This is a genomic window from Streptomyces sp. NPDC104761, assembly GCF_055583445.1.
Genome location: NZ_JBVJNZ010000001.1, coordinates 864,551 through 891,232, shown reverse-complemented (window position 1 = coordinate 891,232; position 26,682 = coordinate 864,551). Strand labels below are relative to the sequence as shown.

Genomic DNA, 26,682 nt, shown 5'->3' with positions numbered 1-26,682 from the left:
GAAGGTGTGCACCCCTGCTCCGCGAAGGAGGGACCATGTCGACCTCAGAATCCGAAGCGTCCCGGTCGTCCGACGACCGCGCCACCCCGGACTCCCTGCTGCACAGCGCCCCCGGCACCGGGGTGGCGCCCGAGGACCTGGTGATGGCGTCGGGCCGGGACGTCACCCCGGAAACCCTGGAATGGGCCAGGAAGAAGATGGAGCGCGAAGGGCCGAACTGCGTCGAGCGGCTCCTGCCCTGACACCGGTGGCCCGCGGGGCCGGTGAGACGCGCAACGGGCCCGGCCCCTACCGGATTTCACGGGACGGTTGCCCGTTCACCCTTTCGAAGCGGGGGCGGCTGCTGACAGACTTCGCAGGGTGCCCGACTTCGACATGCTCGTCATCGGTTCCGGTCCCGGCGGCCAGAAGGCCGCCATCGCGGCGGCCAAACTCGGCCGCCGGGTCGCCGTCGTGGACAGCCCCGACATGGTCGGCGGCGTGTCCATCCACACCGGGACCATCCCGTCCAAGACCCTGCGCGAGGCGGTCCTCTACCTGACCGGCCTGACCCAGCGCGACCTGTACGGCCAGAGCTACCGGCTGAAGGAGGACATCACCGTCGCCGACCTGACCGCGCGCACCCAGCACGTGGTCAGCCGCGAGGTGGACGTCATCCGCAACCAGCTCTCCCGCAACCACGTCACCCTCTGCTCCGGCACCGGCCGGTTCGTCGACCCGCACACCGTCGCCCTGCGCGAACCCAACGGCCATGAACGGCTGTTGACCGCCGAGCACATCATCATCGCGACCGGCACCCGGCCGGCCCGGCCGGACAGCGTCGAGTTCGACGGCCGCACCATCATGGACTCGGACAACGTGCTGTCGCTGGAGCGGGTCCCGCGCTCCATGGTCATCGTCGGGGCCGGCGTCATCGGCATGGAGTACGCCAGCATGTTCGCCGCGCTCGGCAGCAAGGTCACCGTTGTCGAGAAGCGCGCGGCCATGCTCGACATGTGCGACGTCGAGGTCGTCGAGTCGCTCAAGTACCACCTGCGGGACCTGGCCGTCACCTTCCGGTTCGGGGAGACGGTGGCCGCCGTCGAGCGGCATGCGCGGGGCACGCTGACCGTGCTGGAGAGCGGCAAGAAGATACCGGCGGACACGGTGATGTACTCGGCGGGCCGGCAGGGCCTGACCGACGGACTCGACCTGGACAGGGCGGGGCTGTCCGCGGACCGGCGCGGCCGGATCACGGTGGACGAGCACTTCCGCACCGAGGTGCCGCACATCTACGCCGTGGGCGACGTCATCGGCTTCCCGGCGCTCGCGGCGACCTCGATGGAGCAGGGCCGGGTCGCCGCGTACCACGCGTACGGGGAACCGGTCGGGCAGATGGACAACCTCCAGCCCATCGGCATCTACACGATTCCCGAGATCAGCTTCGTCGGCCGGACCGAGGACCAACTCACCGCGGACAGCGTGCCGTTCGAGGTCGGCGTGGCCCGCTACCGGGAGCTGGCCCGGGGCCAGATCATCGGCGACTCGCACGGCATGCTCAAGCTCCTGGTCTCGCCCGAGGACCGGCGGCTGCTCGGTGTGCACTGCTTCGGTACCGGAGCGACAGAACTGATCCATATCGGACAGTCGGTCATGGGGTGCGGTGGCACGGTCGACTACCTGGTGGACGCGGTGTTCAACTACCCGACGCTCGCGGAGTCGTACAAGGTTGCGGCCCTCGACGCCACCAACAAGCTGCGGCAGCTCGACCGGCTGGAGGACTGAGGGGCCGGCGGAACCGCTGCTTCCGGTGTGAGAGTTGTCGGCACCAAGTGGCATATGAGATTACCGGTCGGTCAGCTTGAAAGGTCAAAGCGTGCCGCTATAGTCACACCCACACACGCGGTGTGACCGTTCGCCGACTCTGGGCATGCGGCCCTCACCCACCCTTTCTCTTCCGACCGGTCCTTGCCCGAGGCCATCCCTCTCCGGGTGCGGGGCAGGTCGTGCACCCCCCACCCGTACCGCCGCGGGTCTGCACTCCCGTGCGCCCTGCACGACCGGAAAGCAGCACAACCATGAGCAACAACAGGGGCAGAGGGCTCCAGGCCAACGCCCTCGGCACAATGGACACCGTGGTCATGGCCGTCGCGGGCAGCGCACCGGCGTACTCGCTGGCCGCGACCACCGCGGTGCTGGTCGGGGCGGTGGGGCCGGCCAGTCCGGCCGCCCTGCTGTGGTGTGCGATACCGATGCTGGGCATCGCGCTCGCCTTCAGCTACCTGGGCCGGATCGACGTGAACGCGGGCGCGAGCTACTCCTGGGTGGGGCGCACCCTGCACCCGTTCCTCGGCTTCGTCAGCGGCTGGGCGCTCGTGGTGTCCGCGACCATCTTCATGGTGGCCGGCTCCCTGCCGGCCGGGTCGATGACCCTGTCCCTGTTCGACGCGGACCTCGCCGGCAACGTGGCCCTGTCCACGGTGGTCGGCGCCGCCTGGTTCCTGGTCATGCTGGCGGTGGTGCTCGGCGGCGCCCGCCTCACCGTCCGCGCCCAGCTGCTGATGTCCGGCATCGAGCTGGCCATCCTGCTGCTCTTCGCGGTGCTGGCCCTCTTCCACACCGGCAACGCCCGCAGCTTCGACTGGTCCTGGCTCGGCTTCTCCCACTTCGACGGCGTCTCCGGCTTCGCCTCGGGCGCGCTCGTCGCCGCGTTCTACTACTGGGGCTGGGACGTCACCAGCAACCTCAGCGAGGAGACCCGCAACTCCCGCCGCACCACCGGCCTCGCGGGCCTGATCGGCGTCGGCGTCGTCTTCGTCCTCTTCGAGGTGTTCACCGTCGCCGTGAACGTGATCCTCTCCTCGGGCCAGATCGCGGCGAACAAGGCCAACGTGCTGGGCGTGCTGGGCGAGGAGATCTGGCCGGGCTGGGGCGGCAAGCTGCTCGTCGCCGCCGTGATGCTGTCCACCATCGCGACCCTGGAGACGACGCTCATCCAGGTCACCCGCTCACTGTTCGCGATGGGCCGCGACCGGACGATGCCGACCGCGCTGGGCCGGGTGCACCGCACCTGGAACACCCCGCACGTGGCGATCGGCGTGGTCGGCGCGGTGGCGCTGACCCTGTTCATCGCCTCCAACGCGCTGGGCTCGGTGGGCGAGATCCTCTACGACGCCATCTCGGCGATCGGCCTGCAGATCGCCGTCTACTACGGCCTCGCGGGCCTCGCGGTGGTCGTGGCCTACCGCAAGATGCTGTTCAGGTCGGCGGGCAACTTCCTGCTCGGCGGACTGTGGCCGCTGCTCGGCGCGGTGTTCATGTTCTGGATCTTCGTCGAGTCACTGGGCGAGCTGAGCACCGCGGCCATCGCGATCGGCGTCGGCGGCCTGGCCGTCGGCCTGGTCCCGATGCTCTGGTACTGGAAGCAGGGCAGCGACTACTACCGGCCGGCCAAGCTGGACGCCACCCGCACGGTCGAGGCCGACTACGTCCCCGACGAACCCGCCACCGTGCACGCCCGGGCTTACGAAGGCCTCCCCACCGACTTCTGAGGTACGAGTCAGATGGCGCGCGACCGTTTCGCCCCCGACTTCGACCCGGACTGCGGGGACGCATCCCTCACCTCGGCCCGGCAGGACATCGTCATCGGCCGCTGGCAGGGCCTCAGGGATCTGCTCCGGACCACCGGCCCGGACTGGCTGGCCCGGGGACACCGGGTCCGGCTGCTGGCGCAGGCCTGCGCGGGCAACTCGACGGCGGAGTCCTGGCTGGCCGCCGAGCCGCACGGCGCCGACGCGCTGACGCTGCGGGCGGCGACCGAGACGGCCCGGGCGTTCACCCTGGCCATCTCGGCGGGCCGGGGCGTCCCCATCGACCGGGCCAGGATCGACACCGCCGTGCTGGCCTGCCTGGCCGCCTCCGACGCGTACCCCCAGGACCCGACCCCCTGGGTCTCGCTGATCTCGGTGGCCCGGCTGTACCCGACCGGGGTGCGCCGGCAGGAACTCGCCCGCTGGTGGGACGAACTGCACCGGCGCGACCCCTACAACGTGGAGGGCCACCTCCAGGTGCTCCACTACTACTCCGCGCGCTGGCACGGCACGCACGGCCTGATGTACGACTTCGCCCGGGACGCGGCCGGGGTCGCGCCGCCCGGCTGCGCGCTGCCCGTCCTGGTGCAGTACGCCCGCGTCGAGGAGTTCCGGTACGCCCTGGACGCGGCACAGGGACAGCAGAACGCGGTCGCGCTCAGCCAGCACTGGAAGCACGACGGCGCGGTCAGCGACGTACGGCGCACCTGGGAGCGCTGGATCGCCCAGCGCCCCGAGGGCCCGGTCGCCCCGGGCGAGCTGCGCGACCTCAACCACCTGACGCACGCGGCCTGCCAGGCGGGCGTCATGGACCTCGCCGTGGAACTCCTACGGCTCCAGGGGCGGCGCGCGACCCGCACACCGTGGTCGTACACGGGCGACGCCGAGAAGCAGATCATCAAGTGGCGGGCGGATCTGAAGATGCGTGGTTGACATGACGACGGTGGGGTGAGCGCTGTGCCGTCGAACGTCTGCGCCGCCGTCGTGGCTGGTCGCGCAGTTCCTCCCCCAGCCTTCGGCCGGGGGTACCCCCAGCGCCCCTTGCGGGGCGCCGCTCAGCCCTCGGTCTGCTCGGCGGGCCGGGGGCTCAGGCCCGCCGTCCACTTCTCCTCGATGCGGCCCATCTTCCAGACCGCCAGGGCGAGCGCCCAGGTGACGAAGAAGAGGCCGACGATGACGAAGCCGACGGTGTTGAGGTCGAGCCCTGCGACCCAGTCCCAGAAGAAACCGTGCAGGTCCAGCTTGTCGGCGAGCAGGCCGAGGAGTTCGACGGTGCCGATGATCAGGGCGACGGCCACGGACAGGCCCGTGATGGTGAGGTTGTAGTAGACCTTGCGGACCGGCTTGGAGAACGCCCACTCGTAGGCGAAGTTCATGAACGAGCCGTCGATGGTGTCCAGGAGGGACATGCCGGCCGCGAAGAGCACCGGCAGGGTCAGGATGGCGTACCAGGGCAGGCCGGAGGCGGCGCCGGAGCCGGCGAGGACGAGGAGCGCGATCTCGGTGGCGGTGTCGAAGCCGAGGCCGAAGAGGAGCCCGAGCGGGTACATCTGCCAGGGCTTGCTGATCGAGCCGGTGACCCGGCCGAGGAGCCGGTTCATGAAACCGCGGTTGTTGAGCTGGGTCTCCAGGGCGGCCTCGTCGTAGGCGCCGGAGCGCATCTGCCGGAAGACCTTCCAGATGCCGGCCAGGATGACGAGGTTGATGCCGGCGATGAGGTAGAGGAAGGTGCCCGAGACCGTCGTACCGATCAGGCTGGTGACGTCGTGCAGGTCCGACTTGTCGTTCTGGACGGGCCCGGCCACGGCCTTCATGCCGAACGAGAGCAGCAGGGAGAGGCCGAAGACGATGCTGGAGTGACCGAGGGAGAACCAGAAGCCGACCGACAGCGGCCGCTGCCCCTCCCCCATCAGCTTGCGGGTGGTGTTGTCGATGGCCGCGATGTGGTCGGCGTCGAAGGCGTGCCGCATGCCCAGCGTGTACGCGGTCACGCCGATGCCTATGCCGAAGGACTCGGTGCCCACGCTGAAGTGCTGCGGCGCGATGATCCCGACCAGGGTGCCCCAGCCGATGACGTGCAGGGCGAGCACGAAGCCTGCCATCCCGCCGACCCTGATCCACTCCTGCCGTGTCATGGAGCCGCGGACACGGCGCCAGGCCGAGCGCTTGGTCTCGGCCTGGGCGGGGAGGGACGGGGCGGAACCAGGGGCGGCCGTCATCGGGAGGTGACATCCTTCGGTCGAGCGATGGGCAGCTGCCATCGGCAGCCTTGTGCCATCCTCCCGTACTTGCACATCGTTCGCAGCAAGGCCCACGACAGGCCTTCACCAAGAGAACGCCATGAGAAGGTAAAGTCCGGTCAGGCCGCCAGCAGACCGCTGCCCAGCCAGTCCTTGGCGTCCTTCACGCCCGGCAGGGCGAAGAAGTAGCCGCCCCCGGTCGGGGAGATGTAGTCGACGAGCGGCTCGTCGATGAGCCGGGTCTGGGTGGCCTCGAACTGGCGCTGGACGTCCTGCTGGTAGCAGCAGAAGACCAGGCCCATGTCGAGGTTGCCGACGCCGTCCACGCCCCGGTCGTAGTTGTAGCCGCGGCGCAGGATGCGGGAGCTGTCCGTCTTCGCGGTGCGCGGGTTGGCGAGCCGGATGTGGGCGTCCAGCGGGATGGCGTTGCCCTTCGGGTCCCTCGCGTAGTTCGGGATGTCGGTCTCCTTGGCGCCGTCCAGCGGGGCGCCGGTGTCCTTGCGGCGGCCGAACATCAGCTCCTGCTCGCTCAGCGAGACCCGGTCCCAGAACTCGACGAGCATCCGGATGATCCGGACCACCTGGTAGCTGCCGCCCGCAGTCCAGGCCGGCTCGCCCTGCCCGGCGCCGACCCAGATGAGCCGGCCGGTCTCCCGGGCCGAGGTGACGTCCGGGTTGGCGATGCCGTCCTTGAAGCCGAGCAGGTTGCGCTGGGCGCCGGTCGGCCGCGGGGCGTTCTGGAACCCGTCGATCCGCCACTTGATCTGCATGCCGCCACGGGTGTGCCTGGTGATGTCCCGCAGGGCGTGCAGGACGGTGTCGGTGCTGTTGGCGCAGATCTGGAGGGAGAGGTCGCCGTGGCACTCGGCGGGCTTCAGGTTGTCGTTGGGGAAGGTCCGCATCGGGGTCAGCCGGGCCGGCTTCGCCTTCGCCAGGCCGTAGCGGTCGTCGAACAGGGAGGCGCCGACGCCGACGGTGACGGTGAGCGCGTCGGAGGGGACCTCGGGGCCGAGGATGCCGTTGTCGGCGGGCGGTGCGCCGACGCCGAGGTCCTCGGGGGTGCCGCCGGAGGTGAGGAAGCGGGCCCGCTCGGTGATCGTCTTCAGCAGGTCGGAGAGCTCCTGCCGGCTGTCGGCGATGACGTCGAGGGAGACGAAGGTGGCGGCCGCCGGGGCGGGGGTGAGGATGCCGGCCTGATGGGTGCCGTGGAAGGGGACCTTCGCGGTGCCGGTCGCGTCCGCGGCCCGGGCCTCGGCGGTGCCCCCGGCCTGGCTCAGCGCGAAGCCGCCGCCGGCCAGGACCGCGCCCGCGGCGCCGGCGCCCAGCGCCGTCCGCACGAAGGAGCGGCGGCCCGTGCCCATCGGGCAGGACGGGGTGTCGGCAGCGGACATCGGAGGGTTCCCTTCGTCGTACGGGTGCGGGTGCTGTGCGGGGTCCATCAGGCGGACTTCCTGATCTCCAGGAGGTCCGGCACCGGGGCGAGGTCTTCCAGGAGCTGTCCGGTGGCGCCGGTGATCCGCTGCCGGGTGACGGTGTCGAGCTGCTCGACCGGGGTCCAGCTCGCGCCCCGGTGCTCGGCGTCCAGGAGCCGCTGGAGACGGGCGATGTCCGCGTCGACGGCCGGGAGAAGCTTCGGCGCCCGGGTGGTCAGCAGCGGCCGCAGCACGGTGAGCAGCTCGCGGGTACCGGCGAGGTTGGCGTTCGCGGTGGCGAGGTTGGTGCCGCTGCCCTCGTCGGTGTCGGCGGTCAGCTCGAACTGGAGGGTGTTCTCCAGGATCTCGTGGGCGCGCAGCGGCAGGTCGCCCGGGTCGAAGTCCTGGGTGGGGAAGGCCTTCTGCAGCCCGGCCGCCGCGTCGGCGAGCGCCTGGACCGGAGCCTTCAGCTGTCCGGCGGTCCGCGCGTGCCACAGTCCGTACTCGACCCGGTGGAACCCGGCGAAGTCCTTGTCGGCCACCCCGCCCGGCAGGCCGTCGGCACGGCCGTCGATCTTCTGGTCGTAGTCCTCGAAGGTGCCGTAGGCGGCGCCGAGGGAGGAGTAGGTGAGGTGGGCGGCCAGCCAGTCGGTGCGCGCCTGGGCGAGGTGGTTGCCCGCGATGTCGGCCTCGAGCGTGCGGGTCTGGGCGACGAGGGTGGCGAGGCCCTGTTCGACGTACGCCTTGTACGCCTTCAGGGGCCCCGCGAGGTCGTTCTCGGAGACGGGTACGACCGCCCTGGTGCTGCCCGTGCCGCCGCTGACGGTGACCGACCTGGAGGTGACGGCCTTGCCGGTGGAGGGGACACAGCGCCAGGCGTAGGTGCCGCCGGCGACCGTGGCGACCAGGTCGCGGGTGGTGCCGGGGGCGAGGCCCTCGACCTCGCCGTAGACCGCGTTGCTGCCCGGGTCGATCAGGTACACCTCGGAGGTCTTGTCGCCGGTGTTCTGCATCTGGAAGGTCTGGCGGCCCGGCTTGGGCGCGGTGAAGCCCTTGCCGCACTCGGTCTCGGAGACGGCGACGGTCTGCCCGCCGCTCGGTTTGGGCCGGGCCAGGGCGACGACGAGCCCGGCGACCACGGCGGGGACGGCGACCACGGCGACGGGCACCACCCAGGCGGGCCTGCGCCACGGCCGCCCGGCGGCCTTCGGGCCCGGCGCCGGCCGGCCGGCGGCGAGGTCCGGCCGCGCCTGCGGTCCGGGCTCCCCTGCGGCGGGCCGCGACGCCGAACCGACGGCGGCGGGCTCGGGCCGCGGCTCGACGAGCCCCTCCGCACCGGGATCCGGCACGGATCCGCCGGCAGCGGACTCCCCCTCGGCCGCACCCGCGACCGGCTGCGGCTCCGGCTTCGACTCCGGCTGCGGCCCCGGCCGGTCCGCGGCAGCGGTCGGCTCGTTCCGCTGGGCGGCCGGCTTCGGTACGGACGTCCGCACTCCGCGCACGAACAGCGTCATGACGACGGCCAGATAGCCGACGTACCCGGCCACCTGCAGCCAGGTCATCGTCGGCGTGATGTTGAGGACGCCCTGGAGGAGGGTGCTGTACCAGGAGCCCGCGTCGATGTGGGCGCTGAGGTCGACGGCGTAGGCCGTGTTGCCCGGGAGGACGCCGCCCTCCTGGAGGTCGCGGAGCCCGTAGCCGAGGACGCCTGCCGCGATCACGATCAGGACGGCGCCGGTGCAGGTGAAGAACTTCGTGAGGTTGATCTTCAGTACCCGGCGGTACAGGCCCCAGCAGAGGCCGGCCGCCAGGACCAGGCCGATCCCGGCACCGGTCAGGGGACCCGCGGACTCGCCGGCCGCCCGGGCGGTGGTCCACAGGAACAGCGCGGTCTCCAGGCCCTCGCGGCCGACCGCGAGGAACGAGGTCAGGATCAGCACGCCCGAGCCCATGGCCAGGGCGCCGGTGACCTTCTCCTTGATCTCCCCGGAGAGGCTGCGGGCCGAGCGGCGCATCCAGAAGACCATCGCGGTGACGAAGGCGACCGCGATCACGCTGAGGGTGCCGCCAAAGGCCTCCTGGGCGGTCGCGGGGAGGGAGGCGGCGGTGAAGGTGAGGACCGCGCCGAAGCTCATCGCCAGGGCGATCGCGGCCAGGACACCCGTCCACACCTGCGGCAGCCGCTTCCTGGCCCCGGCCCGCACCAGCGTGGCGACGAGGATCGAGACGATCAGCCCGGCCTCAAGACCTTCCCTCAGTCCGATCAGGAAACTCGGAAACGCGTCGTCCCACATCGACCGCAGCCCTCCCCGGCAGGCCCGTCCCCGCCCCTTGGCTTCGAACTTAGTGAAGGCATGCCTTACTCCGCCGACCATGATGACTACGCCCGTGTAGTCAGCCGGTCATGAAGTGGCAATGGTGCGGTAAAAGCCACGGTCGGCCGCCGACGCGCGCACCCGGGAACATCGGCAGGAGGGCAATCGTCTACATTCGGGTAGACCGTCTACAGGTACGTAGTCATCCATCGCGTTGCAGCTCGTCACACCGAGGGGGCCGTCGTCGGCGTCATGGACCGCAAAAGGACCGCGGAGTTCGCGGGAAGTGTCGCGCTCGGGGCCTGGGCGGCGTTCGCCGTGCTCGCGCTGGTGGTGGCGGGCCGGCACGGCACCCCGCTCGCGCCGGATCGCACCCTGCTGGCCTGGTCCCTCCGGCACCGGACCGACGTGGCGGTGGCCGCGGCCCGGGGAATCACCGTGACCGGCACCGGGGTCGTGCCGTACGCCCTGGTCGTGGTGGTGGGGCTGGTCCTGGGCCGCACCCGGCGGCAGCGGCTGGTCGCCGCGCTGCTCGGCGCGGGCTGCCTCGCCCTGGGCCAGACGGTCCGGTGGGGCGTGATGGAGCTGGTCGCGCGGCCCCGGCCGCCGCAGGCCGACTGGCAGACGTCGGCCTCCGGCTATTCCTTCCCGTCCGGCCACACCACCACCGCCGCGCTCGCCGCCGGCCTGGTCGTCCTCGCGATCTGGACGCGGGCCCCGCACGGCCGAGGCCCGTGGTGCGCGGCCGTCGCCTGCTGGGGGCTCGCCGTGGGGGCCACCCGGGTGTTCCTCGGTGTGCACTGGTGCACCGACGTGCTCGGCGGCTGGCTGTTCGCGGCCGGGTGGCTCGGGTTCTGCGCATGCCTGGCGGCCCGGTGGGCTCCGGACGCGTGGGCGCGAAACGACGTTCCGGAGAGACCGGTGGCCGCGCCCTGAGTCAGGCCGGGGCGGCCGGCCGCCGAGTCGTCGTCACAGCGCCCGGCGCCGGACCAGCAGGCCGAGCACCAGCAGGCCCGGCAGCAGCGGCAGCCACATGGTGAGCAGCCGGTAGCCGAGTACGGCGGAGGCGGCCGCGGCGGCCGGGGTCCCGGAGGCGGTCAGGGCGAACGCGAGGGCCGCGTCGAGGGAGCCGAGGCCGCCCGGGGTGGGCAGCAGCGCGGCGGCGCCGCTGGCGGCGAGGTAGAGCAGCGCCACCCGGGCCGGGGGCAGCGGCAGTCCGACCGCCCGGGTGACGGCGAAGAGCACCAGCGCGTGCAGTCCGGCGAAGGCCAGCGAACCGCCCCACAGCGCGGCCGCGCGGACCGGACGGGCGTGCAGGGCCCGGATGTCGGCGGCCACCACGGCCACCGCTCCCCGGCAGCGGCGCCACACCCACGCCCGCAGCAGCACCACGCCCAGGGCGGCCACGGCGGCCACGGCGAGGAGCGCGGCTGCGGACACGTGCGGGATCTGCAGCAACCCCGGGCATGCGGGGGCGAGCACGGCGATCAACGCCAACCGGACCACGGCCCCGGAGGCGGCCTTGACCGCGAGGGCCGACGCGCCGCGGCCCGCCGTGATTCCGCAGCGCATCAGGAACCGCAGGTTCACCGCGCCCGCACCGAGCCCGGCGGGCAGCACGTGATTGGCGGCCGACGCGGCGAACTGGGCGGCGACCAGCCGTCCGCCGGGCAGCCGGCGGGTGACCGCGCCCTGCTGGGCGAGCGCGGAGGACACCCAGGTCCCGGCCGCCGCCACGGCCGCCACCAGCAGCCACCTCTGGTCGGCGCCGGCGAGCCGCGCCGCCCCGTGCGCCACGACCGGCCAGTGCCGCCGGACCAGCCAGCCCGCGCCGAGCAGCAGCACCAGGCAGGCACCGCTCCGCCAGTAGAGTCCCCGGCGGCCCATGACGGGCGTGGCGTTCACGTTCGAGACCATCGAGGCACCCACCCCTGTTCCCCTGCGGCGCGCAGGACCCTCCACGGCTTCAGGGACAAACACTGACAAATTAACCGGACTTACCGGCGGAGGCAGCGCGGGTACATCCATACGAACGGCGGCACTACGCGCTGTAAGGTTGTGCCATGGCTGGCACAGGGTCCCGCGGCAGGACGGAGCGGCGCAGCGCCGGAGAGCTGGAGAGCGAGGTCCTGGCGGCCCTGTGGGCGACCGAACGCCCGTTGACCCCGGCCGAGATCCAGACCGAGATCGGTGGCGGACTCGCGTACAACACGGTCCACACCATCCTGAAGCGGCTGTACGACAAGGGGCTCGTCCTGCGCGACGCGGACGGGCGGCGCGGTGCGTACCGGCCGGCGAAGAACGCGGCCGAGCTGACCGCCGAGGCCATGCACGAGGCCCTGGACCGGGGACCGGACCCGATCGCGGCGCTCCAGCAGTTCGTGTCCGGGCTGAGCCCGGAGGAGGAGCGGGCGCTGCGGAACCTGTTCGCCGGAGGCGGCGCATGAGGTTCGACGTCTACACCCCGCTGCTGGTCTCCCTGCTTCTGCCCCTGGTCAGCCCGGTGACAGCGCGTCGGGTCGCGCCGGCGCTCGCGGCGCGCGTCCTCGCGTCCGCCGCGCTGCTGACCGCGGCTGCGGCCACCTGGTCGCTGATCCTCCTGGCGACAGCCTTGCTGGGCGACGCCCCGCCGGTGGTCCGGGAGGCCCACGAGGACGGGCGTCCGCTGGCCGACCCGGTGCCCGAGGTGATCGGCGTCGCCGCCTGTCTGGCGCTGGTCGTGGTGGTGTGGCGGGTACTGCGGGCGGTGCGGGCCGAGCGGCGCACCCGGCGGGCGCTGCGGCGGCTGTGCGAGGGGCATCCGCGGGACACCGAACTGGTGGTGGCGGCCTGCGAGGTGCCGCAGGCGTTCGCGATCCCGGGCCGGCCGGGCCGCATCCTGGTCACCTCGGCGATGCTGGGCGCGCTGACACCGGCGGAGCGGCGGGTGCTGCTCGCGCACGAGCGCGCCCACCTGCGCCACCGGCACGGCCGCCTGGTGACGGCGGTGACGCTCGCGGCCGCCGCCAATCCGCTGCTCGGACCGGTCCGTTCCGCGGTGACCTTCCTCGCGGAGCGGTGGGCGGACGAGCAGGCAGCGGCCGAGGTCGGCGACCGCGGCACCACCGCCCGGGCGCTGGCCCGGGCGGCCCTCAGCGCGGGCCGCGCCGCCCGGCCGGCCTGCGGCCTGAACTTCACCGACCGCGCGGTGACGCGCCGCATCGCGGCCCTGCAGACGACCCCGCCGCCGTATCTCTGGCCGGCCGCGGCGGCCGTCCTCGCCCTGGGCGCACTGGCGGCCCTGTTCGCGGCGGACGCAACGGGCGATCTGGTACGGCTCCTGTACAACGCCCTCACGTAAGCACCCCTTTTTCGGGCTCGGGGAACCGCGCGACCGGCCACGGCGGCGGCGACGACGACCGATCACGCCGTAGGGGTACCGGCGTCGTCGCGTGCCGGTCGTGTGTGGCGGGTCGCGCAGTTCCTCCCCCAGCCTTCGGCCGGGGGTACCCTCAGCGCCCCTGAAGGACGGGGCGCCGTTGCTCACGCCGGTCGAGTCGGTGCCCTGTGCAGCGGCTGGGTCGGTGCCGGCCCCGGCCTGGTGGGCGGCACCGCCCGTACCGCCGGGCCGTCCGTGCCGACCGTCACCGGCTCGCCGTGGTGGTGGACCGTCAGCGGCGGACCGTCCAGCAGGGTGTACGTCGCCTTGTCGGCGCCGATTTCCACGCGCAGCCTGCTGTCGCGCAGCTGCAGGCTGAAGGCGAGGCGGCGCAGCCGTTCGGGCAGTCGGGGGGCGAAGCGGGCACCGTCGTCGTAGTGGCGCAGCCCGCCGAACCCGGCGACCAGGGCCATCCAGGTGCCGGCGAGGGAGGCGATGTGCAGTCCGTCGCGGGTGTTGTGCTCCAGGTCGTCGAGGTCCATCAGCGCGGCCTCGGCGGTGTAGGCGTGGGCGAGCGTGAGGTGCCCGGCCTGGGCGGCGACGACGGCCTGGCAGCAGGCGGACAGCGAGGAGTCACGTACGGTCAGGGGCTCGTAGTAGGCGAAGTTGCGGGCGATGTGCTCCTCGTCGAAGTACGACTCGCAGGTGTACATCGCGAGGACCAGGTCGGCCTGTTTGACGACCTGTTTGCGGTAGAGGTCGAAGTACGGGAAGTTCAGCAGCAGCGGGTACTGCTCGGGGCGGGTGTTCTCGAAGTCCCAGCGCTGGTAGCGGGTGAATCCGGCACTCTGTTCGTGGACGCCGAGCTCGTGGTTGTAGGCGATGTGCATGGCCTCGGCCGCGTCCCGCCAGGCGGCGCTCTCCTCCGCGTCGACGCCGAGCTCCGCCGCCTGCCGCGGGTGGCGTTCGACGGCGTCGGCGGCGGCCAGCAGGTTCGCGCGGGCCATCAGGTTGGTGTACGTGTTGTCGTCGGCGACCGCGCTGTACTCGTCGGGTCCGGTGACGCCGTCGATGTGGAAGGCGCCGCGGCTGTCGTGGTGGCCGAGCGAGCGCCACAGGCGGGCGGTCTCGACGAGCAGTTCGACGCCGGTGTCCCGTTCGAAGTCGGTGTCGCCGGTGGCGGCGACATAGCGGACCACGGCGTCGGCGACGTCGGCGTTGACGTGGAAGGCGGCGGTGCCGGCCGGCCAGTAGGCCGAGCCCTCCGGTCCCGCAATGGTCCGCCACGGGAACGCGGCCCCCTCCAGACCGAGCTGGGCGGCGCGTTCGCGGGCGGCGGGCAGGGTGTTGTGCCGCCAGCGCAGCGCCTCGGCGACGGCGCCGGGGGCGGTGTGGGTGAGGACGGGCAGCACGAACATCTCGGTGTCCCAGAAGGCGTGCCCGTCGTACCCGGAGCCGGTGAGGCCCTTGGCCGGTATCGCCCGCTGTTCGGCGCGGGCCCCCGCCTGCAGGACGTGGAAGAGGGCGAAGCGGACGGCCTGCTGGATCTCCTCGTCGCCGTCCACCTCCACGTCGGCGCGGGACCAGAAGTCGTCGAGGTAGTCGCGCTGCTCGTCGGCGAGGCCCTGCCAGCCCTCGTGGGCGGCGGCCGCGAGCGCCGCGTCCACCTGGTCGGCCATGGCGGGCAGCGAGCGCACCCCGGACCAGCCGTGGGCGACGAACTTCTCCACCCGCAGCCGCTGCCCGGGCTCCAGGACGGAGGTGACGGTCATCCGGGCCACGTCCACGCCGCTCTCGGCGCGCACCGAGGTCCGCTCGGGGCCGGAGACGGTGTGGTCGGCGGCGACCGCGACCCGCAGGCCGCTGCGCCGGGTGCGGTGCACGAGACGCAGCCGCTGCCCGGAGGCGAAGTCGTCCTCCTGCTCCAGCGGCGACTGCAGAGCGAGCGCGGCACGGGGATCGCCGTTCGCCTCGGGCAGTTGCTCGTTGGCGACCAGCTCCGACTGGACCACGATCCGGCAGCGGCGGTCGACGGCCTCCACCTCGTAGGAGATGGCGGCGATCGCCCGCTGGGTCAGCGACACCAGCCGGGTCGAGCGCACCCGCACGGTGGAGCCGGCCGGCGAGGTCCACTCGCAGGTCCGCTCCAGGACGCCGCGGCGCAGGTCGAGAACCCGCTCGTGGGCGACGAGCCGCCCGTAGCGCAGGTCGAAGGGCTCGTCGTCGACCAGCAGCCGCAGGATCTTGCCGTTGGTGACGTTGATGACGGTCTGCCCGGACTCCGGGTAGCCGTAGCCGGCCTCCGCGTACGGCAGCGGGTGCACCTCGTGCACGCCGTTGAGGTAGCTGCCCGGCAGGCCGTGCGGTTCGCCCTCGTCGAGGTTGCCGCGCCAGCCGACGTGCCCGTTGGACAGTGCGAACACCGACTCGCTCTGGGCGAGCACGTCCAGGTTGAGCGCTGTCTCGCGGACCGTCCAGGGTTCCACGGCGTACGCCCGTTGGATGATCACTCCTTGCCTCCCAGCTCGGCGAGGTCCTTCACGACGGTGTCCGCGCCGTGTGCGTACAGGGCGTCCGTCTGCCCGACGCGGTCCACGCCGACGACGTACCCGAAACGGCCCGCACGACCCGCGTCCATCCCGGCAAGGGCGTCCTCGAAGACCGCGGCGGCGGCCGGACCGACCCCCAGGTCGTGGGCGGCGGCGAGGAAGGTGTCGGGGTGCGGCTTGCCGGGGAGGTGCCGCTCGGAGGCCACGACGCCGTCGATCCGGACGTCGAAGAAGTGCTCGGCGCCGATGGAACGCAGTACGTCGCGGCAGTTGGCGCTGGAGGAGACGATCGCGGTGCGCAGCCCGTGCGCGCGGACCGCCTCCAGGTAGCGCAGGGTGCCGTCGTAGGCCTCGACGCCCTGGGTGCGGATCTTCTCCAGCAGCAGTTCGTTCTTGCGGTTGCCGAGGCCGTGCACGGTCGGGGCGTCCGGCGGGTCGTCCGCGGTGCCCTCGGGCAGGTGGATGCCGCGGGAGTCGAGGAAGGCGCGGACCCCGTCGGCGCGCGGGCGTCCGTCGACGTACTCGTCGTAGTCGGCGACCGCGTCGAAGGGCCGTTGTCCGTCGTGGCCGCGCAGGAAGGCGTCGAAGGTCTCCTTCCAGGCAGCAGCGTGCACGACGGCCGTCTTGGTGACGACCCCGTCGAGATCGAAGAGACAGGCCTGGATGGTGTCGGGCAGACCGAGTGCAGTCATGACCCGCATCTTCCCCACCGGACGGCTTCAAGGGGGTGGCGCCCGCCACATTCCGGGCCCGGTGTCACACTTTTTGCGTGCCGCTGACTTTCGACGACCTTCTCGACCGTGCCCGTTCACTCGCCGGACGGGCCCCGCGCGCGATCCTCGGCATCGCGGGCAGCCCCGGTGCCGGCAAGACGACTCTGGCCGAGCACCTGGTGCGGGAGCTGAACGGCGCCGGTGAGCCGTGGGCCGCGCACGTGCCGATGGACGGATTCCACCTGGCGGATGTCGAGTTGGACCGCCTCGGCCTGCGGGACCGCAAGGGGGCGCCCGCGACCTTCGACGCGGCCGGGTACGCGGCGCTGCTGCGGCGGCTGCGCGCGGAGCCGGACGTCGTGGTGTACGCGCCGGGCTTCGAGCGGGTCCTGGAGCAGCCGATCGCGGGCGCGATCCCGGTCCTGCCGACGGCCCGGCTCGTGGTGACGGAGGGCAACTACCTGCTGCTGGCGGACGGTCTGTGGGCGCGGGTGCGGCCGGCCCTGGACGAGGTGTGGTTCTGCGAGATCGACGAGGCGGAACGGGTACGGCGACTCGTCGCCCGGCACGAGGAGTTCGGCAAGGAACACGAGCAGGCGGTGGCCTGGGTCACGGGCACCGACCAGCTCAACGCCGACCTGGTCGCCGCCACCCGGGACCGCGCCGACCTGGTGATTACGGAGACGACACTGGGCAGCGCCCCCCGCAAGGGCAGCGCCCCGTAAGGGCAGCGCCCCGTAAGGGGCGCGGGGAACTGCGCGACCAGCCACGACGGCGCTGCTAGCCGACAGACGGCGTATCGCGGCACTTCCAGCGAAGCGTTCAGCAGCCGGCGAGAGCCAGCCCGGGATCCCCGTGCGCGTCCTCGGCCCCGAAGACGGCCGTGAACGCCTCGGTGTGCACGGTGAGGTCGCCCTCGAACGTCGGCGCGAAGTCGCCACCGGCCCCGTACCGCACGGCGAACACGTGCAGCTTCTCCGGCGCGCCCGGCGCCGGTTCGGCCTCGTACGCCGTGGAGGCGACCAGGTGGCGCCAGCCCTCGTCCGGGTTGCCGTACCCGCGCGGGTCGGCGGCGAGGGCGAACGCGGCCTGTTCCTGGGTGAGTTCGGCGCGCGCGTCGAAGTGGTCCGCGCTCTGCCCCGCGGGGTGCGTGAGGCGCAGGGCGCCCGCCGCGGCGACCTCGCCCTCGGCGACCCGCCGCACCCGGTCGCCGTCGTCGGCCGCGTAGGGCAGCCCGGCCAGCAGGTACGGCGACCCGTCCAGGCGTTCCACGGCCACCGTCACCCAGAGCCGGGTGCCGTCCGTGACGTACAGGGAGCGCACGTGACGCAGGACATGGTCGCGGCCCACGACCGGCTTGCTGACCAGCTTGGCGGTCAGGCCGTCGGCATGGGCGTCCCGGACCCGGACCTCGCCCATCGGCCGGCAGTACAGGAAGCCGTCCAGGACCGGGCCGAAGCCGTGCTGCCGGTTCACCGCCGCCGGCAGGTAGTAGGTGCCGCCCGCCTCGATCAGCGACGGGGTCATGCGGTGGTCGAAGGCCACCGAGACCGATCCGGCGCGGAGTTGGTGGCGGGCGGGAGCTGTCGACGGTTCGCGGTGCCAGGGGGTGGGGTCCTGGATCTGCCAGACCAGCATCCAGGCGAAGTGCCCGTCGACACCGCCGTCCGGCTTGACCGCGTGCCAGCCCCAGTTGGTGTCGCCCCGGTAGCGGCCCAGGTCCGAGCCGATCCGGGCGCCGAAGTAGCGCAGCCCGAGCACGGATTCGAAGCCGGAGTGCTGTTCGCTGTAGCGGGGGCCGCCGTTGTCGAAGCCGCCGTTCGGCAGGCGGGCGTCGAGGTAGCGGGCGAGCGCGTCGCCGTCCTCGGCGAACACCTCGGCGCCGCTGATCCGGTGGGCCTGGGCGAGGAAGGACAGCGAGATCGGGCCGTAGTTGTTGTCGTAGGCGCCGCCGTGCTCGGGCGGCAGCAGCGCGCCCCGGTCGAGGACGCGGTGGGCGCGGATCTCGTCGAGGTACAGCCGCAGGGCGCGCTCGCGCATCGCGTCCGCCGGGGCGTCCGGGAGATGGCGGGCGAGCATCAGTCCGCCGACCACGCACCCGATGGCCTGGTTGCCGGCCTCCTGCGGGTTGAAGAAGGTCGCCTCGGTGAGCCAGCGCCAGTAGCCCCGTGCCACCTCCAGCAGCTCGGTCCGCTGCTCCTCGTCGACGAGTCCCTCGGCCAGGTCGAGCAGGTTGACCGCCTGGAGCAGCGCCCACACGGTGCTCGGCCAGTCGCCGATGGGGTGCGCGCCGGCCTCCAGGACGTAACGGGCGTACGGCAGACCCGAGTTGCGGACCCTGAGGTTCGGGTAGCCGGGGTTGTCCTCGCGGTAGACCCGCTCCCGCAGATGGAAGGCGAGGCTGCGGTGCACCGCCTCGGGCAGGCGCGGATCCCTGGAGCGGTGCCAGGCGAGGGCCAGCAGGGAGGTGACGCCGAGCGAGGTGTCGCCGATGTCGTCGTCGGCGTCCGGGTGCTCGAGGTTGCCCTCCGGGGTGAGGCGCGCGAGGGCCTGCTCGGTGACGTCGGCGAGGACGGCGTCGTATGCCTCGGGGGTGTCCGGCAGGCCGTGCAGCGGTCCGAGCTGGCGTGGGAGGTGCAAGGAGATCAGCCCTTCATGCCGTGAGATGTGGCGCGCAGTGCGAGGGTCAGTGTCTGCGGTCCGTGTCCGCCGAGGTAGACACGGTTCCCGGTCGTCGCGTCCGTGCCGCCGACCACGGTGTGGTCCTGCCCCGGGTCGTAGCGCAGTACGTCGCCCCGGTCCGGTCCGGCGAGCGGTGCGCCCGTCTCGACGGCGGCCTCGACCCGGATCTCGTCGCCGCCGACACGGTAGGTCAACGGCCCGGTCGTCAGGCACCAGCGTCCGTCGCCGAGCGGTACGGCGCCCTGCGGCTCGCCGCCCGGCCGGAAGGTCAGTTCGAGGGCCCAGGGCACCGACGGGCCGCTGATGTCGATCCGCAGGTCGGCCCCGTCCTCCCGCAGGCCGACCTCGACCCGGGTCGTGTGGGAGACCTCGTCCTGAGGGCGGTCGGGGAAGGCCATCGCCGCGGAGAAGCGGCCCTCGTCCACCAGACGGTAGGCGCCGTCGTCGTGCCTGCGGTCCTTCGGGAGCGGCTGGTAGTAGGCGGTGGTGAGGGTCTGGGTGAGCCGGTACCGGTTGTCGGCGAGCTGTTCCATGTCGGCGGCGCGGAACGGGCCCAGGTCGAAGAACACCCGCGAGAGGCGGACCGCGTCGAGGACGGCGGCACCGGCGAACAGGCGCAGGAAGGTGGGGTTGCAGGCGAGGCCCGAGCGGATGCGCCGGTGCTCGGGCACGTCGGAGCCGCCGTACACCACGGTGTGCGCGGTGGCCGAGACGTGTGCGGCGAGGCGTGCGGTGGGGAGGTACCGGTCGCGGGGGAGCTGCTCCGCGTCCGGGGCCGGCAGGGCGCGGCACAGATCCGGGGTGAGGAGGGTCTGGGCAAGCAGGTCGGGGTCGTCGATGCCGTCGGCGGCCGCCAGGCGGGCCGCGCGGGCGAAGTCGCCCCGGCCGGTGCGGATCGCGAGCAGCCGGTAGTGCGGCAGGTAGGGCGCCAGCGGGAACGGGTGTTTCTGGTCCTGCCGTCGCGAGTGGACGGTCTCCACCGTGCCGTCCGGCCTGATGAGGTCCAGGGTCGCGGTGAGGTTGCGTTCGACGGCGTCCAGCAGGTCGGTACGCCCGAGCACCTCGGCCAGCAGCAGCAGCGACGGGTTCGTCACGATGGACGCGTAGACGGCACTGCGTTCCGAGTACAGGCCGTCCGCGTCGATGTCGACGCCCTCGGCGAGCCACTCCTCGGCGCGGGCGAGCAGCCGGGCGTCCGGGAACGAGCGGTGCAGCCGGGCCAGCGCGGCGGACAGCTCCCAGCGGTGGTTCGGGGTGTGCACCCCACCGGTCAGGAGAGGGCCGGTGGCGGCGCCCGCGATCTCGGCGAGCGCCGCTGTGACGTCAGCGAGTTCCGGCCCCGCGTCCGCGGCGAGGACGTGCGCGTCGCACACGTCGTTGACGGTGAACGCGGAGTCCGGCGGCGACTGCACGTTGTCGCCGCCCGCGAAGAGGCCGGAGGCCGTCTGCAGGGACCGCAGGGCACGGAGGTGGGTCAGCGCGGCGGCGACGGCCCGCTCGCTGCCGTGCAGGGCCGAATCCGGCGAGCGGTACGCCGCGACCAGGGTCTTCACCCGCCGGGCCAGGGCGCGGTGCGGCCCGATGAACTCCGCCGACGGGTCGGCCTCGAGCAGGGCGGCCGACCTGTCGGCGGCGAGCGCCGCTGCGCGGACGAACTCGTGGTCGAGCAGGGCGGTCAAGGTCAGTCCTTCAGTCCGGCGTTGATGTCGGCGCTCATGACGTACCGCTGGAACACCAGGAAGACGAGGATCAGCGGAATCATGGAGATGACCGATCCGCCGAGCAGCACCGACCAGTTGATGTTCTGTGCGCCCACGAGACTCTGGATGCCGATCTGCACGGTGAACTTGTTGGGGTCGTTGAGCATCAGCAGCGGCCAGATGTAGTCGTTCCACCGCCACTGGAAGGACAGGATGGCGAGGGTCAGCATGATGGGCCGGGAGATCGGCATCATGATCCTCAGGAAGATCGACAGTTCGCGCGCGCCGTCGATGCGGGCGGCCTCGACGAGTTCGTCGGGGACCGTCAGGAAGAACTGGCGGAACATGAAGCACCCGGTGGCGGTGAGCACGGCCGGGAGGATGATGCCGCCGAAGGAGTTGTAGAGGCCGAGGTCGCGGACGACCAGGAACTCCGGGGCGAGCATGACCTCGGACGGCAGCATCGTGGTGGCCAGGATGCAGATGAAGAAGGCCTTGAGCCATTTGTTGTCGTACTTGGCCAGTGCGTACCCGGTGCAGCAGCTGACGCCCACCGTGAGGATCGTCGTGATCACGCACACGAGGGCCGTGTTGATGAAGTACTGGGAGAAGTTGGCGCTGTCCCACGCGGCCTTGTAGCCCGACAGGGTGGGGTGGTGCGGGACCACCGTCAGCGGAAGGGAGAAGAGGTCTCCCGACGGCTTGAAGGAGCTGAGGACGAACCACAGCACCGGCAGCCCGTAGAGGGCGGCCAGGATCCACAGCAGGGTCGTCGCGGGAACCGCGCGCCGGAGCCCGCCGTCGCGCCCGCCGCGGGACCGCCTCCTGGAGAGGGCCTTCACGGAACCGGCGTCGACCGGACGCGGCGTGTCTGTGGTGGTCATCGGTTCTCCATCCGCCGGTTGGCGATCAGCTGGATGATCGCGACGGCCATCAGGATGAGCATGAGCACGAACGACGCGGCGCTCGCGTAGCCGATCTGGCCCCGGTTGAATCCGGTCTGGTAGATGTACTGGACAAGCAGGTTGTTCGAGGTGCCGGGTCCGCCGTTGTTGAGGGAGACGAACAGCGGGTACTCCTTCATCGCGTTGATCGTGTTGAGGAGGATGACGATGAAGGACGTCGGCGCGATGCTCGGCAGTGTGATGCTGATGAACTGGCGCCAGGGGCCCGCGCCGTCCAGCGACGCCGCCTCGTAGTACGAGGTGGGCACGTTCTTGATCGCCGCGATGAAGAGCAGCATCGAGAAGGCCGTTCCCCACCAGGCGCCGGCCATCACGACCACGCCCAGTGACAGGTCGGCGTTGGACTGCCAGGCGATCGCGTGCCCGCCGAGCTTCTCGATGACGTAGTTGATCAGTCCGAAGTTCTCACCGAACAGCCACCGCCACAGGACACCGACGACGATGGGCGAGATGAGCCACGGGATGAAGAAGATGACCCGGGCGATCGACGCGCCCTTGGCCTGCCTGCTCACCACCAGGTTGGCGATGAGGAGCGAGAGCACGAAGTTCAGCGGCACGACCAGCACGGCGTACAGCAGCGTCCGCGTCAGCGCGTCGTAGAAGGTGGAGTCGCCGAACAGGGTGCTGTAGTTGTCCAGTCCGATGAACTGGAACGCTCCCACGCCCGTGTAGTTCGTGAAGGAGTAGACGAGCCCGATCACCGCCGGCCACACGAAGAACAGTGCGAAGAGCACGACGTTGGCCGCGATGAGGACGAGCGGCGCGAAGGTGTAGGTGCTGCGTCGCCTGGGCGGGCTCCCGGACACGTCCGAGGCGCGTTTTGTCATCTTCCTGACTCCGTGCTGTGGGGATGGATTGCCGTGGGCCCAGGCCCTGAGCCCGTGCTCGTGGGGGGCGCCCGGGGGGGGGGGGGGGGGGGGGGGGGGTGGACCCTGTCCCCCCCCCCCCCCCCCCCCCCCCCGCCGGCCCGTGATCAGCCGCCGACCTGCTGGTTGTAGCCGTCCACGATGTTCTGGAGGGCCTTGTCGGCCGACTGCTGGCCGTTGATCGCCTTGCCGAGCTCCGTCTTGGTCGGGTCGGTGGTGAGGCTCTTGCCCTTCAGCACCCACGTGGTCTGCGCGTTGTTGAAGTAGCCCGAGATCGGGTCGTAGAGCGGGATCTCCTGGTTGTACAGCTTGAACGCCGCCTGCGCCGCGTCGGAGGTGAAGGGGTACTTCGGGCTCAGGCCGCTCTCGACCGGGAGGAACCCGGAGGTCTCGACCAGCTCGGTGTACTGCTTCGGGTCGTAGACCCAGGACATGAACTTCTTCGCGGCGGTGGCCGCGGCGCCGTTGTTGTTGAAGCCGACCATCATGCCGCCGCTGTTCACGTCACTGGCCTGCACCGGCTGGGCGGGGGTCGGGACGCTCGCCCACGCGAACTTCTTGATGCTGTCCGCGAAGGAGGCGACCTGCCACACGCCGGACCAGTAGGCGACCACGTCACCGCTCTGGAACATGGCGGACGGGTCGGCGCCGCTGGTCCACACCGACTTCGGCATGGTCTTGTCGTCGTTGAGTCCGACGAAGTACTTCACGGCCTTCTTGGTCGCGTCGTCCACCGAGAACTTGCCGGAGGAGTCGGCGTGGACGTACTTGCCGCCCATCTCGTACACCATGGCGCGCAGCCGGGACGGCGACTGGTCGAAGGTCAGCGAGTACTTGGCGCCGGTCTTCTCCCGGACCTTGTTCGCCGCCGCGATGAACTCGGTCCAGGTCCAGGTGTCCGAGGGCGAGGTCGGGACGGAGACGCCGGCCTTCTCGAACAGCGACTTGTTGATGAACAGGCCGGAGGCGGTGACGTCCGAGGGGATGGACAGCACCTTCCCGGACGAGTCCTTGGCGAGGAAGTTGGCGTTGATGTTGTAGCTCTTGTTGCCGGCGATGGAGCTGAGGTCGATCAGCTTGTTCGACCAGATCGGGTCAAGGGCCGGCACGTCGGCGACATCCGGCAGCGAGTTCGCCTGGGCGGCGTTGTGCAGCTTCGTCGGGTAGCCGTCGTAGGGGATGTTGACGAGCTTGACGTTGACGCCGGTTTCCTTCTTGTACTGCGCCACCAGCTTCTTCCAGCCCGCGTCCTGTCCCGGAACCGTGGAGATCCAGAACGTCAGGGACTTGGAGGTACCGCCCGAGCCGGAACCCGACCCGCAGGCGGACAGGAGCAGGGCTCCTGCCGAGGCCACGGCAGCGAGGGGAATCAGGCGGCGCATACCGCCGCGGCCGAGTCGGCTGGTGCGCCGCACACCCACAGTGGTCATCTTCGATCCCATTTCGTCGAACGGACGGAGCACGGCGCCGGCTGAGGCGGCACGGGTGCATTTTGAAGGAAAAGTCGCTTTCCGGGGGGCGCGGCCTCGCCCGGCCGCATCGTCCACGCGGAGTGAGGTCCCCGGCCGTCCTGGCCGTCACCGCACGGGCACGCCCTCGTGCGGTTGCCGTACGTCGTGTACGGGCTGGGAGGCTCGCCCCAAGCCGGCGTCCCGGCCGACTTAGAAAGCGCTTGTCCGGACATTGGCAGACCGATATGGAAGCCGTCAATCCTTCGCCTGCGCGCCTTCGGTCACGGTTTGGACTCCCTTGGCCACGGCGAGCCGGGCGGCACCCACCACGGTACCGAGATCGCCGATCTGGCTGCTGACCACCTCGGTGGGCCAGCTCAGCCGCCCCAGCTCGGCCCGCACCCCGGGCAGGACCTGCGGGTCCGCGCCCGTGCTGCCGCCCAGCACGATCAGCCCCGGGTCCAGTACGGCGGCCACCGCGGCGGCCAGCCGGCCCACGTCGGCGGCGTGCCGGGCGACCAGGGCACGTGCGGGCTCCCGGCCCTGGGCCGCCAGCGCGAAGAGCCGTTCGGCGGTGCGCGGGCACGGGCCGTCGGTCTCCGGCCAGGCCTCGGCGGCCCGGCGCAGCAGTGCCTGCGAGCCGACGTAGGCCTCCAGGGCCTCCTGGCGGGGCTCCCGGTCGTCGTCCCAGGGGTAGGGCAGCCGGGCGAGCTCACCGGCCGCGCCGTTGGCGCCGCGCAGCACGTGGCCGCCGATGACGATGCCCAGACCGATACCGACGCCGATCCGCAGATAGCCGAAGGTGTGGCGGCCCCGGGCGGCGCCCTCGTGGAGTTCGGCGAGGGCCGCGCAGTTGACGTTGTTCTCCAGGTGGACGGGGACCCCCGGCGGCAGGGCGACGGAGACCGCGTCGAAGACGGGGCCGGCCTTGGCGGTCGCCGGGCGCATGCCGGTGCCCGCCCGGCCGGGGGCGGTGACGTCACCGATGGCGACGACGATGGCCCGCGGCGGGGCCCCGGCGGGCAGCGCGGCCAGGGCCTCGCGGACGGCGTCGGCCGCCCTGGTGCGGGGTGTGTCCGCCTCGGCGAGCAGGGTGCCGTCCAGGGCGCAGGCCCGCACCCGGGTGCGGGCCGGGCCGAGGTCGACGGCGAGGACCGAGCCGGCGGCGGGCCCGAGGCCGTAGACGGCGGCGGAGCGGCCGGTGCCGCTGGACGCGGTGCCGGAGTGGGTGGCGAGACCGGCCCCCTCCAGCTCCGCGACGGCGGCGGAGACCGTCGGTTTGGACAGCCCGGCGAGGCTCGCGAGCTGCGGCCGGGTGGCGCTGCCCGCCTGGGCCAGCACGGCGAAGACCGCGCCGGCGCTCTCGGTGAGCCGGGGGGCCTCAGCCACGACGTGTTCCACAGTTCCCCCATGGGTCAGGGGCCGCGCTCCCCCGGGTGCCGGGGGATGCGGCGATGCGGTGCCGTTGTGCCGCGCGGTTCTGGCCTCGACAGCGTCCCGTTGATCGAGTCCGCGGCAACTCTTGACGCACTGTACTTCGTTAGTTAACTTCCTAACGAAGTACACGGTACTCGCCTGCCGTGCTCCGCAAGAAGCCCGTCCCGGGGCTTCCCTACTTGCCCAACTCCTGTTCGGCCACGCACGGTTCGCCCGCCGTCGCAGCACAGTGCCAGGCTCGTCGGCGCTGTTCGCCCCGTCGACGAAAGAGGATCCGTGCAGGACACACCTTCTCCCCCGCTCGTGGTCGGCGTCGACGTGGGCGGCACCAAGACCCAGCTCCGCGCCCTCGCCGGGCCGGACCGGGTCGCCGACCACGTCCGGCCGAGCAACGGCTGGCGGCCGCACGACGCGGCCGCCGCGGCCCGCTGGCTGGCCGCGCTGGTCCACGAGGCCCTCCCCACCGGCACCCGCCCGGCCGCCCTGGCCGTCGGCGGGCACGCCTGTGAGACCCCCCGCCAGTGCGCCGGCATCGCCGCCGCGCTGCGGGACCTCGTCGGCGTGCCCGTCCGGGTGGTGGGCGACGCGGAACTGCTCGTCCCCGCCGCCGGCCTGGACAAGGGCGTCGGCCTGGTGGCCGGCACCGGCTCGGTGGCCGTCGGCCGGCAGGCCGACGGCAGCCCCGTGCAGGTGGGCGGCTGGGGCGCGGTCCTCGGCGACGAGGGCGGCGCCGCCGGACTCGTCCGGGAGGCCGCCCGCACCGTCTGGGCCGCGCACGACCGCGGCGAGGACCCCGACGCGCTCGCGACCGGGCTCGTCGCCGCCTTCGGGGTGGCCGAGGTGCCCGCGCTCGGCGCCGCCCTGGAGGGCGCCTCCGACGTCTCCGCCGAGTGGGGCCGGCACGCCCCGGTGCTCTTCGCCGCGGCGGACGCGGGCTCCCGGCTCGCCGCCGACGTGATAGCCGACGGCGGCCGCGCCCTCGCCGCGCTCGTGGCCCGGCTCGCCGCCCGCGGTCTCGTCGTGGACGACGTGGTGGTCGCGGGCGGCACGATCCTCTCCCAGCCGCGGCTGTACGACGCCTTCGCCGCCGCGCTCGCCGAGGCCGTACCCGGCGCCCGGCCGCAGCCCCTGCGGCTCCCCCCGGTCGAGGGAGCGGTGGCGCTGGCGCGTTCGATCCTGTGAGAAACCTGTCCGCAGCCCGCCCGGTTCCGCGCCACTGGACCACGGGCCGTTCGAGGCTGCGAACACGCAGGTCCGGGGCGGTTCTTCCGGTGGACCACAGAGCCGCCGTTCAACTCCAGGTCACGCGGTGGTCGTCGGGCGATGACCGCCGGGACACGAACTCGCCCTAGAACTGCGCTCGTTCAACACTTTTTCCCACGCGAACCCACACGCTCACGCGCATCTGGAGCACCGGCCGTCCGC

21 protein-coding genes are annotated in these 26,682 nt (G+C 72.2%); 9 read left to right on the top strand and 12 right to left on the bottom strand.

All coding sequences use genetic code 11. From position 1 onward, the window contains the following. Positions 1-35 precede the first annotated feature (35 nt). The 4 genes from ACZ63F_RS04085 to ACZ63F_RS04070 all read left to right on the top strand — a co-directional run bounded on the left by ACZ63F_RS04085 (position 36) and on the right by ACZ63F_RS04070 (position 4,502). Positions 36-242, top strand: coding sequence for a hypothetical protein (locus ACZ63F_RS04085; protein WP_469708443.1), 207 nt, complete (start codon positions 36-38; stop codon positions 240-242). A 118-nt stretch (positions 243-360) separates the two neighbouring features. Further along, positions 361-1,764 (top strand): Si-specific NAD(P)(+) transhydrogenase, encoded by a 1,404-nt coding sequence (gene sthA, locus ACZ63F_RS04080; protein ID WP_469708441.1) that lies wholly within the window; start codon positions 361-363, stop codon positions 1,762-1,764. A gap of 293 nt (positions 1,765-2,057) precedes the next feature. Continuing rightward, complete coding sequence (locus ACZ63F_RS04075; RefSeq protein WP_469708439.1) at positions 2,058-3,530, top strand: APC family permease; 1,473 nt, start codon at positions 2,058-2,060, stop codon at positions 3,528-3,530. Between the two features lie 12 nt (positions 3,531-3,542). After that, positions 3,543-4,502, top strand: coding sequence for a hypothetical protein (locus ACZ63F_RS04070; protein WP_469708437.1), 960 nt, complete (start codon positions 3,543-3,545; stop codon positions 4,500-4,502). Positions 4,503-4,624: 122 nt separating this feature from the next. Here ACZ63F_RS04070 and nicT read toward each other — a convergent pair whose 3' ends face one another. From nicT to efeU, 3 genes are all read right to left on the bottom strand, one after another. Then, positions 4,625-5,788 carry a Nickel transporter NicT gene (nicT, locus tag ACZ63F_RS04065; protein ID WP_469708435.1) on the bottom strand — a complete coding sequence of 388 codons (1,164 nt, stop codon included), beginning with the start codon at positions 5,786-5,788 and terminating at the stop codon, positions 4,625-4,627. Positions 5,789-5,928: 140 nt separating this feature from the next. Beyond that, a complete protein-coding gene (gene efeB, locus ACZ63F_RS04060; RefSeq protein WP_469708434.1) occupies positions 5,929-7,200 on the bottom strand; it encodes an iron uptake transporter deferrochelatase/peroxidase subunit in 1,272 nt (423 codons plus the stop codon). A gap of 47 nt (positions 7,201-7,247) precedes the next feature. Continuing rightward, a complete protein-coding gene (gene efeU / locus ACZ63F_RS04055) occupies positions 7,248-9,515 on the bottom strand; it encodes an iron uptake transporter permease EfeU (protein WP_469708432.1) in 2,268 nt (755 codons plus the stop codon). Positions 9,516-9,788: 273 nt separating this feature from the next. Between efeU and ACZ63F_RS04050 the strand changes: the two genes are divergently transcribed. Next, positions 9,789-10,472 carry a phosphatase PAP2 family protein gene (locus ACZ63F_RS04050; RefSeq protein ID WP_469708430.1) on the top strand — a complete coding sequence of 228 codons (684 nt, stop codon included), beginning with the start codon at positions 9,789-9,791 and terminating at the stop codon, positions 10,470-10,472. A gap of 33 nt (positions 10,473-10,505) precedes the next feature. Here ACZ63F_RS04050 and ACZ63F_RS04045 read toward each other — a convergent pair whose 3' ends face one another. Continuing rightward, complete coding sequence (locus tag ACZ63F_RS04045; RefSeq protein WP_469709321.1) at positions 10,506-11,423, bottom strand: lysylphosphatidylglycerol synthase domain-containing protein; 918 nt, start codon at positions 11,421-11,423, stop codon at positions 10,506-10,508. Positions 11,424-11,599: 176 nt separating this feature from the next. On the opposite strand from ACZ63F_RS04045, the gene ACZ63F_RS04040 reads away from it, so the two are divergent. Further along, positions 11,600-11,983, top strand: coding sequence for a BlaI/MecI/CopY family transcriptional regulator (locus ACZ63F_RS04040; protein ID WP_294007099.1), 384 nt, complete (start codon positions 11,600-11,602; stop codon positions 11,981-11,983). Beyond that, positions 11,980-12,876 carry a M56 family metallopeptidase gene (locus tag ACZ63F_RS04035; RefSeq protein ID WP_469708428.1) on the top strand — a complete coding sequence of 299 codons (897 nt, stop codon included), beginning with the start codon at positions 11,980-11,982 and terminating at the stop codon, positions 12,874-12,876. The genes ACZ63F_RS04040 and ACZ63F_RS04035 overlap by 4 nt, the downstream gene beginning before the upstream one ends. A 182-nt stretch (positions 12,877-13,058) precedes the next feature. Here ACZ63F_RS04035 and ACZ63F_RS04030 read toward each other — a convergent pair whose 3' ends face one another. Both ACZ63F_RS04030 and ACZ63F_RS04025 read right to left on the bottom strand, forming a co-directional pair. Further along, positions 13,059-15,404, bottom strand: a complete 2,346-nt coding sequence (locus tag ACZ63F_RS04030) for a glycoside hydrolase family 65 protein (protein ID WP_469708426.1) — start codon at positions 15,402-15,404, stop codon at positions 13,059-13,061. After that, positions 15,401-16,135 carry a beta-phosphoglucomutase family hydrolase gene (locus ACZ63F_RS04025; RefSeq protein WP_469708424.1) on the bottom strand — a complete coding sequence of 245 codons (735 nt, stop codon included), beginning with the start codon at positions 16,133-16,135 and terminating at the stop codon, positions 15,401-15,403. Before ACZ63F_RS04025 ends, ACZ63F_RS04030 begins: the two co-directional genes overlap by 4 nt. Before the next feature lie 77 nt (positions 16,136-16,212). Here ACZ63F_RS04025 and ACZ63F_RS04020 point away from each other — a divergent pair, with 77 nt between their 5' ends. After that, positions 16,213-16,881: a nucleoside/nucleotide kinase family protein gene (locus tag ACZ63F_RS04020; RefSeq protein WP_469708422.1), complete on the top strand. Its 669-nt coding sequence runs from the start codon at positions 16,213-16,215 to the stop codon at positions 16,879-16,881. Positions 16,882-16,978: 97 nt separating this feature from the next. On the opposite strand, the gene ACZ63F_RS04015 is transcribed toward ACZ63F_RS04020, so the two are convergent. From ACZ63F_RS04015 to ACZ63F_RS03990, 6 genes are all read right to left on the bottom strand, one after another. Then, positions 16,979-18,796 (bottom strand): hypothetical protein, encoded by a 1,818-nt coding sequence (locus ACZ63F_RS04015; RefSeq protein WP_469708420.1) that lies wholly within the window; start codon positions 18,794-18,796, stop codon positions 16,979-16,981. A 5-nt stretch (positions 18,797-18,801) separates the two neighbouring features. Then, positions 18,802-20,517 carry a hypothetical protein gene (locus tag ACZ63F_RS04010; RefSeq protein WP_469708418.1) on the bottom strand — a complete coding sequence of 572 codons (1,716 nt, stop codon included), beginning with the start codon at positions 20,515-20,517 and terminating at the stop codon, positions 18,802-18,804. 2 nt (positions 20,518-20,519) lie between these two features. Next, the gene (locus ACZ63F_RS04005; RefSeq protein WP_469708416.1) at positions 20,520-21,422 is read right to left on the bottom strand and encodes a carbohydrate ABC transporter permease; all 903 of its coding nucleotides are present in this window, start codon (positions 21,420-21,422) and stop codon (positions 20,520-20,522) included. Continuing rightward, entirely contained in the window at positions 21,419-22,330 is a 912-nt protein-coding gene (locus ACZ63F_RS04000) for a carbohydrate ABC transporter permease (protein WP_469708414.1), read from the bottom strand. Before ACZ63F_RS04000 ends, ACZ63F_RS04005 begins: the two co-directional genes overlap by 4 nt. 146 nt (positions 22,331-22,476) lie before the next feature. Further along, complete coding sequence (locus ACZ63F_RS03995) at positions 22,477-23,799, bottom strand: ABC transporter substrate-binding protein (protein WP_469708412.1); 1,323 nt, start codon at positions 23,797-23,799, stop codon at positions 22,477-22,479. A 276-nt stretch (positions 23,800-24,075) separates the two neighbouring features. Then, positions 24,076-25,209, bottom strand: coding sequence for an ROK family transcriptional regulator (locus ACZ63F_RS03990; RefSeq protein WP_469708410.1), 1,134 nt, complete (start codon positions 25,207-25,209; stop codon positions 24,076-24,078). Positions 25,210-25,533: 324 nt separating this feature from the next. Between ACZ63F_RS03990 and ACZ63F_RS03985 the strand changes: the two genes are divergently transcribed. Further along, a complete protein-coding gene (locus tag ACZ63F_RS03985; protein WP_469708408.1) occupies positions 25,534-26,439 on the top strand; it encodes a BadF/BadG/BcrA/BcrD ATPase family protein in 906 nt (301 codons plus the stop codon). The last annotated feature ends 243 nt before the right edge of the window (positions 26,440-26,682 follow it).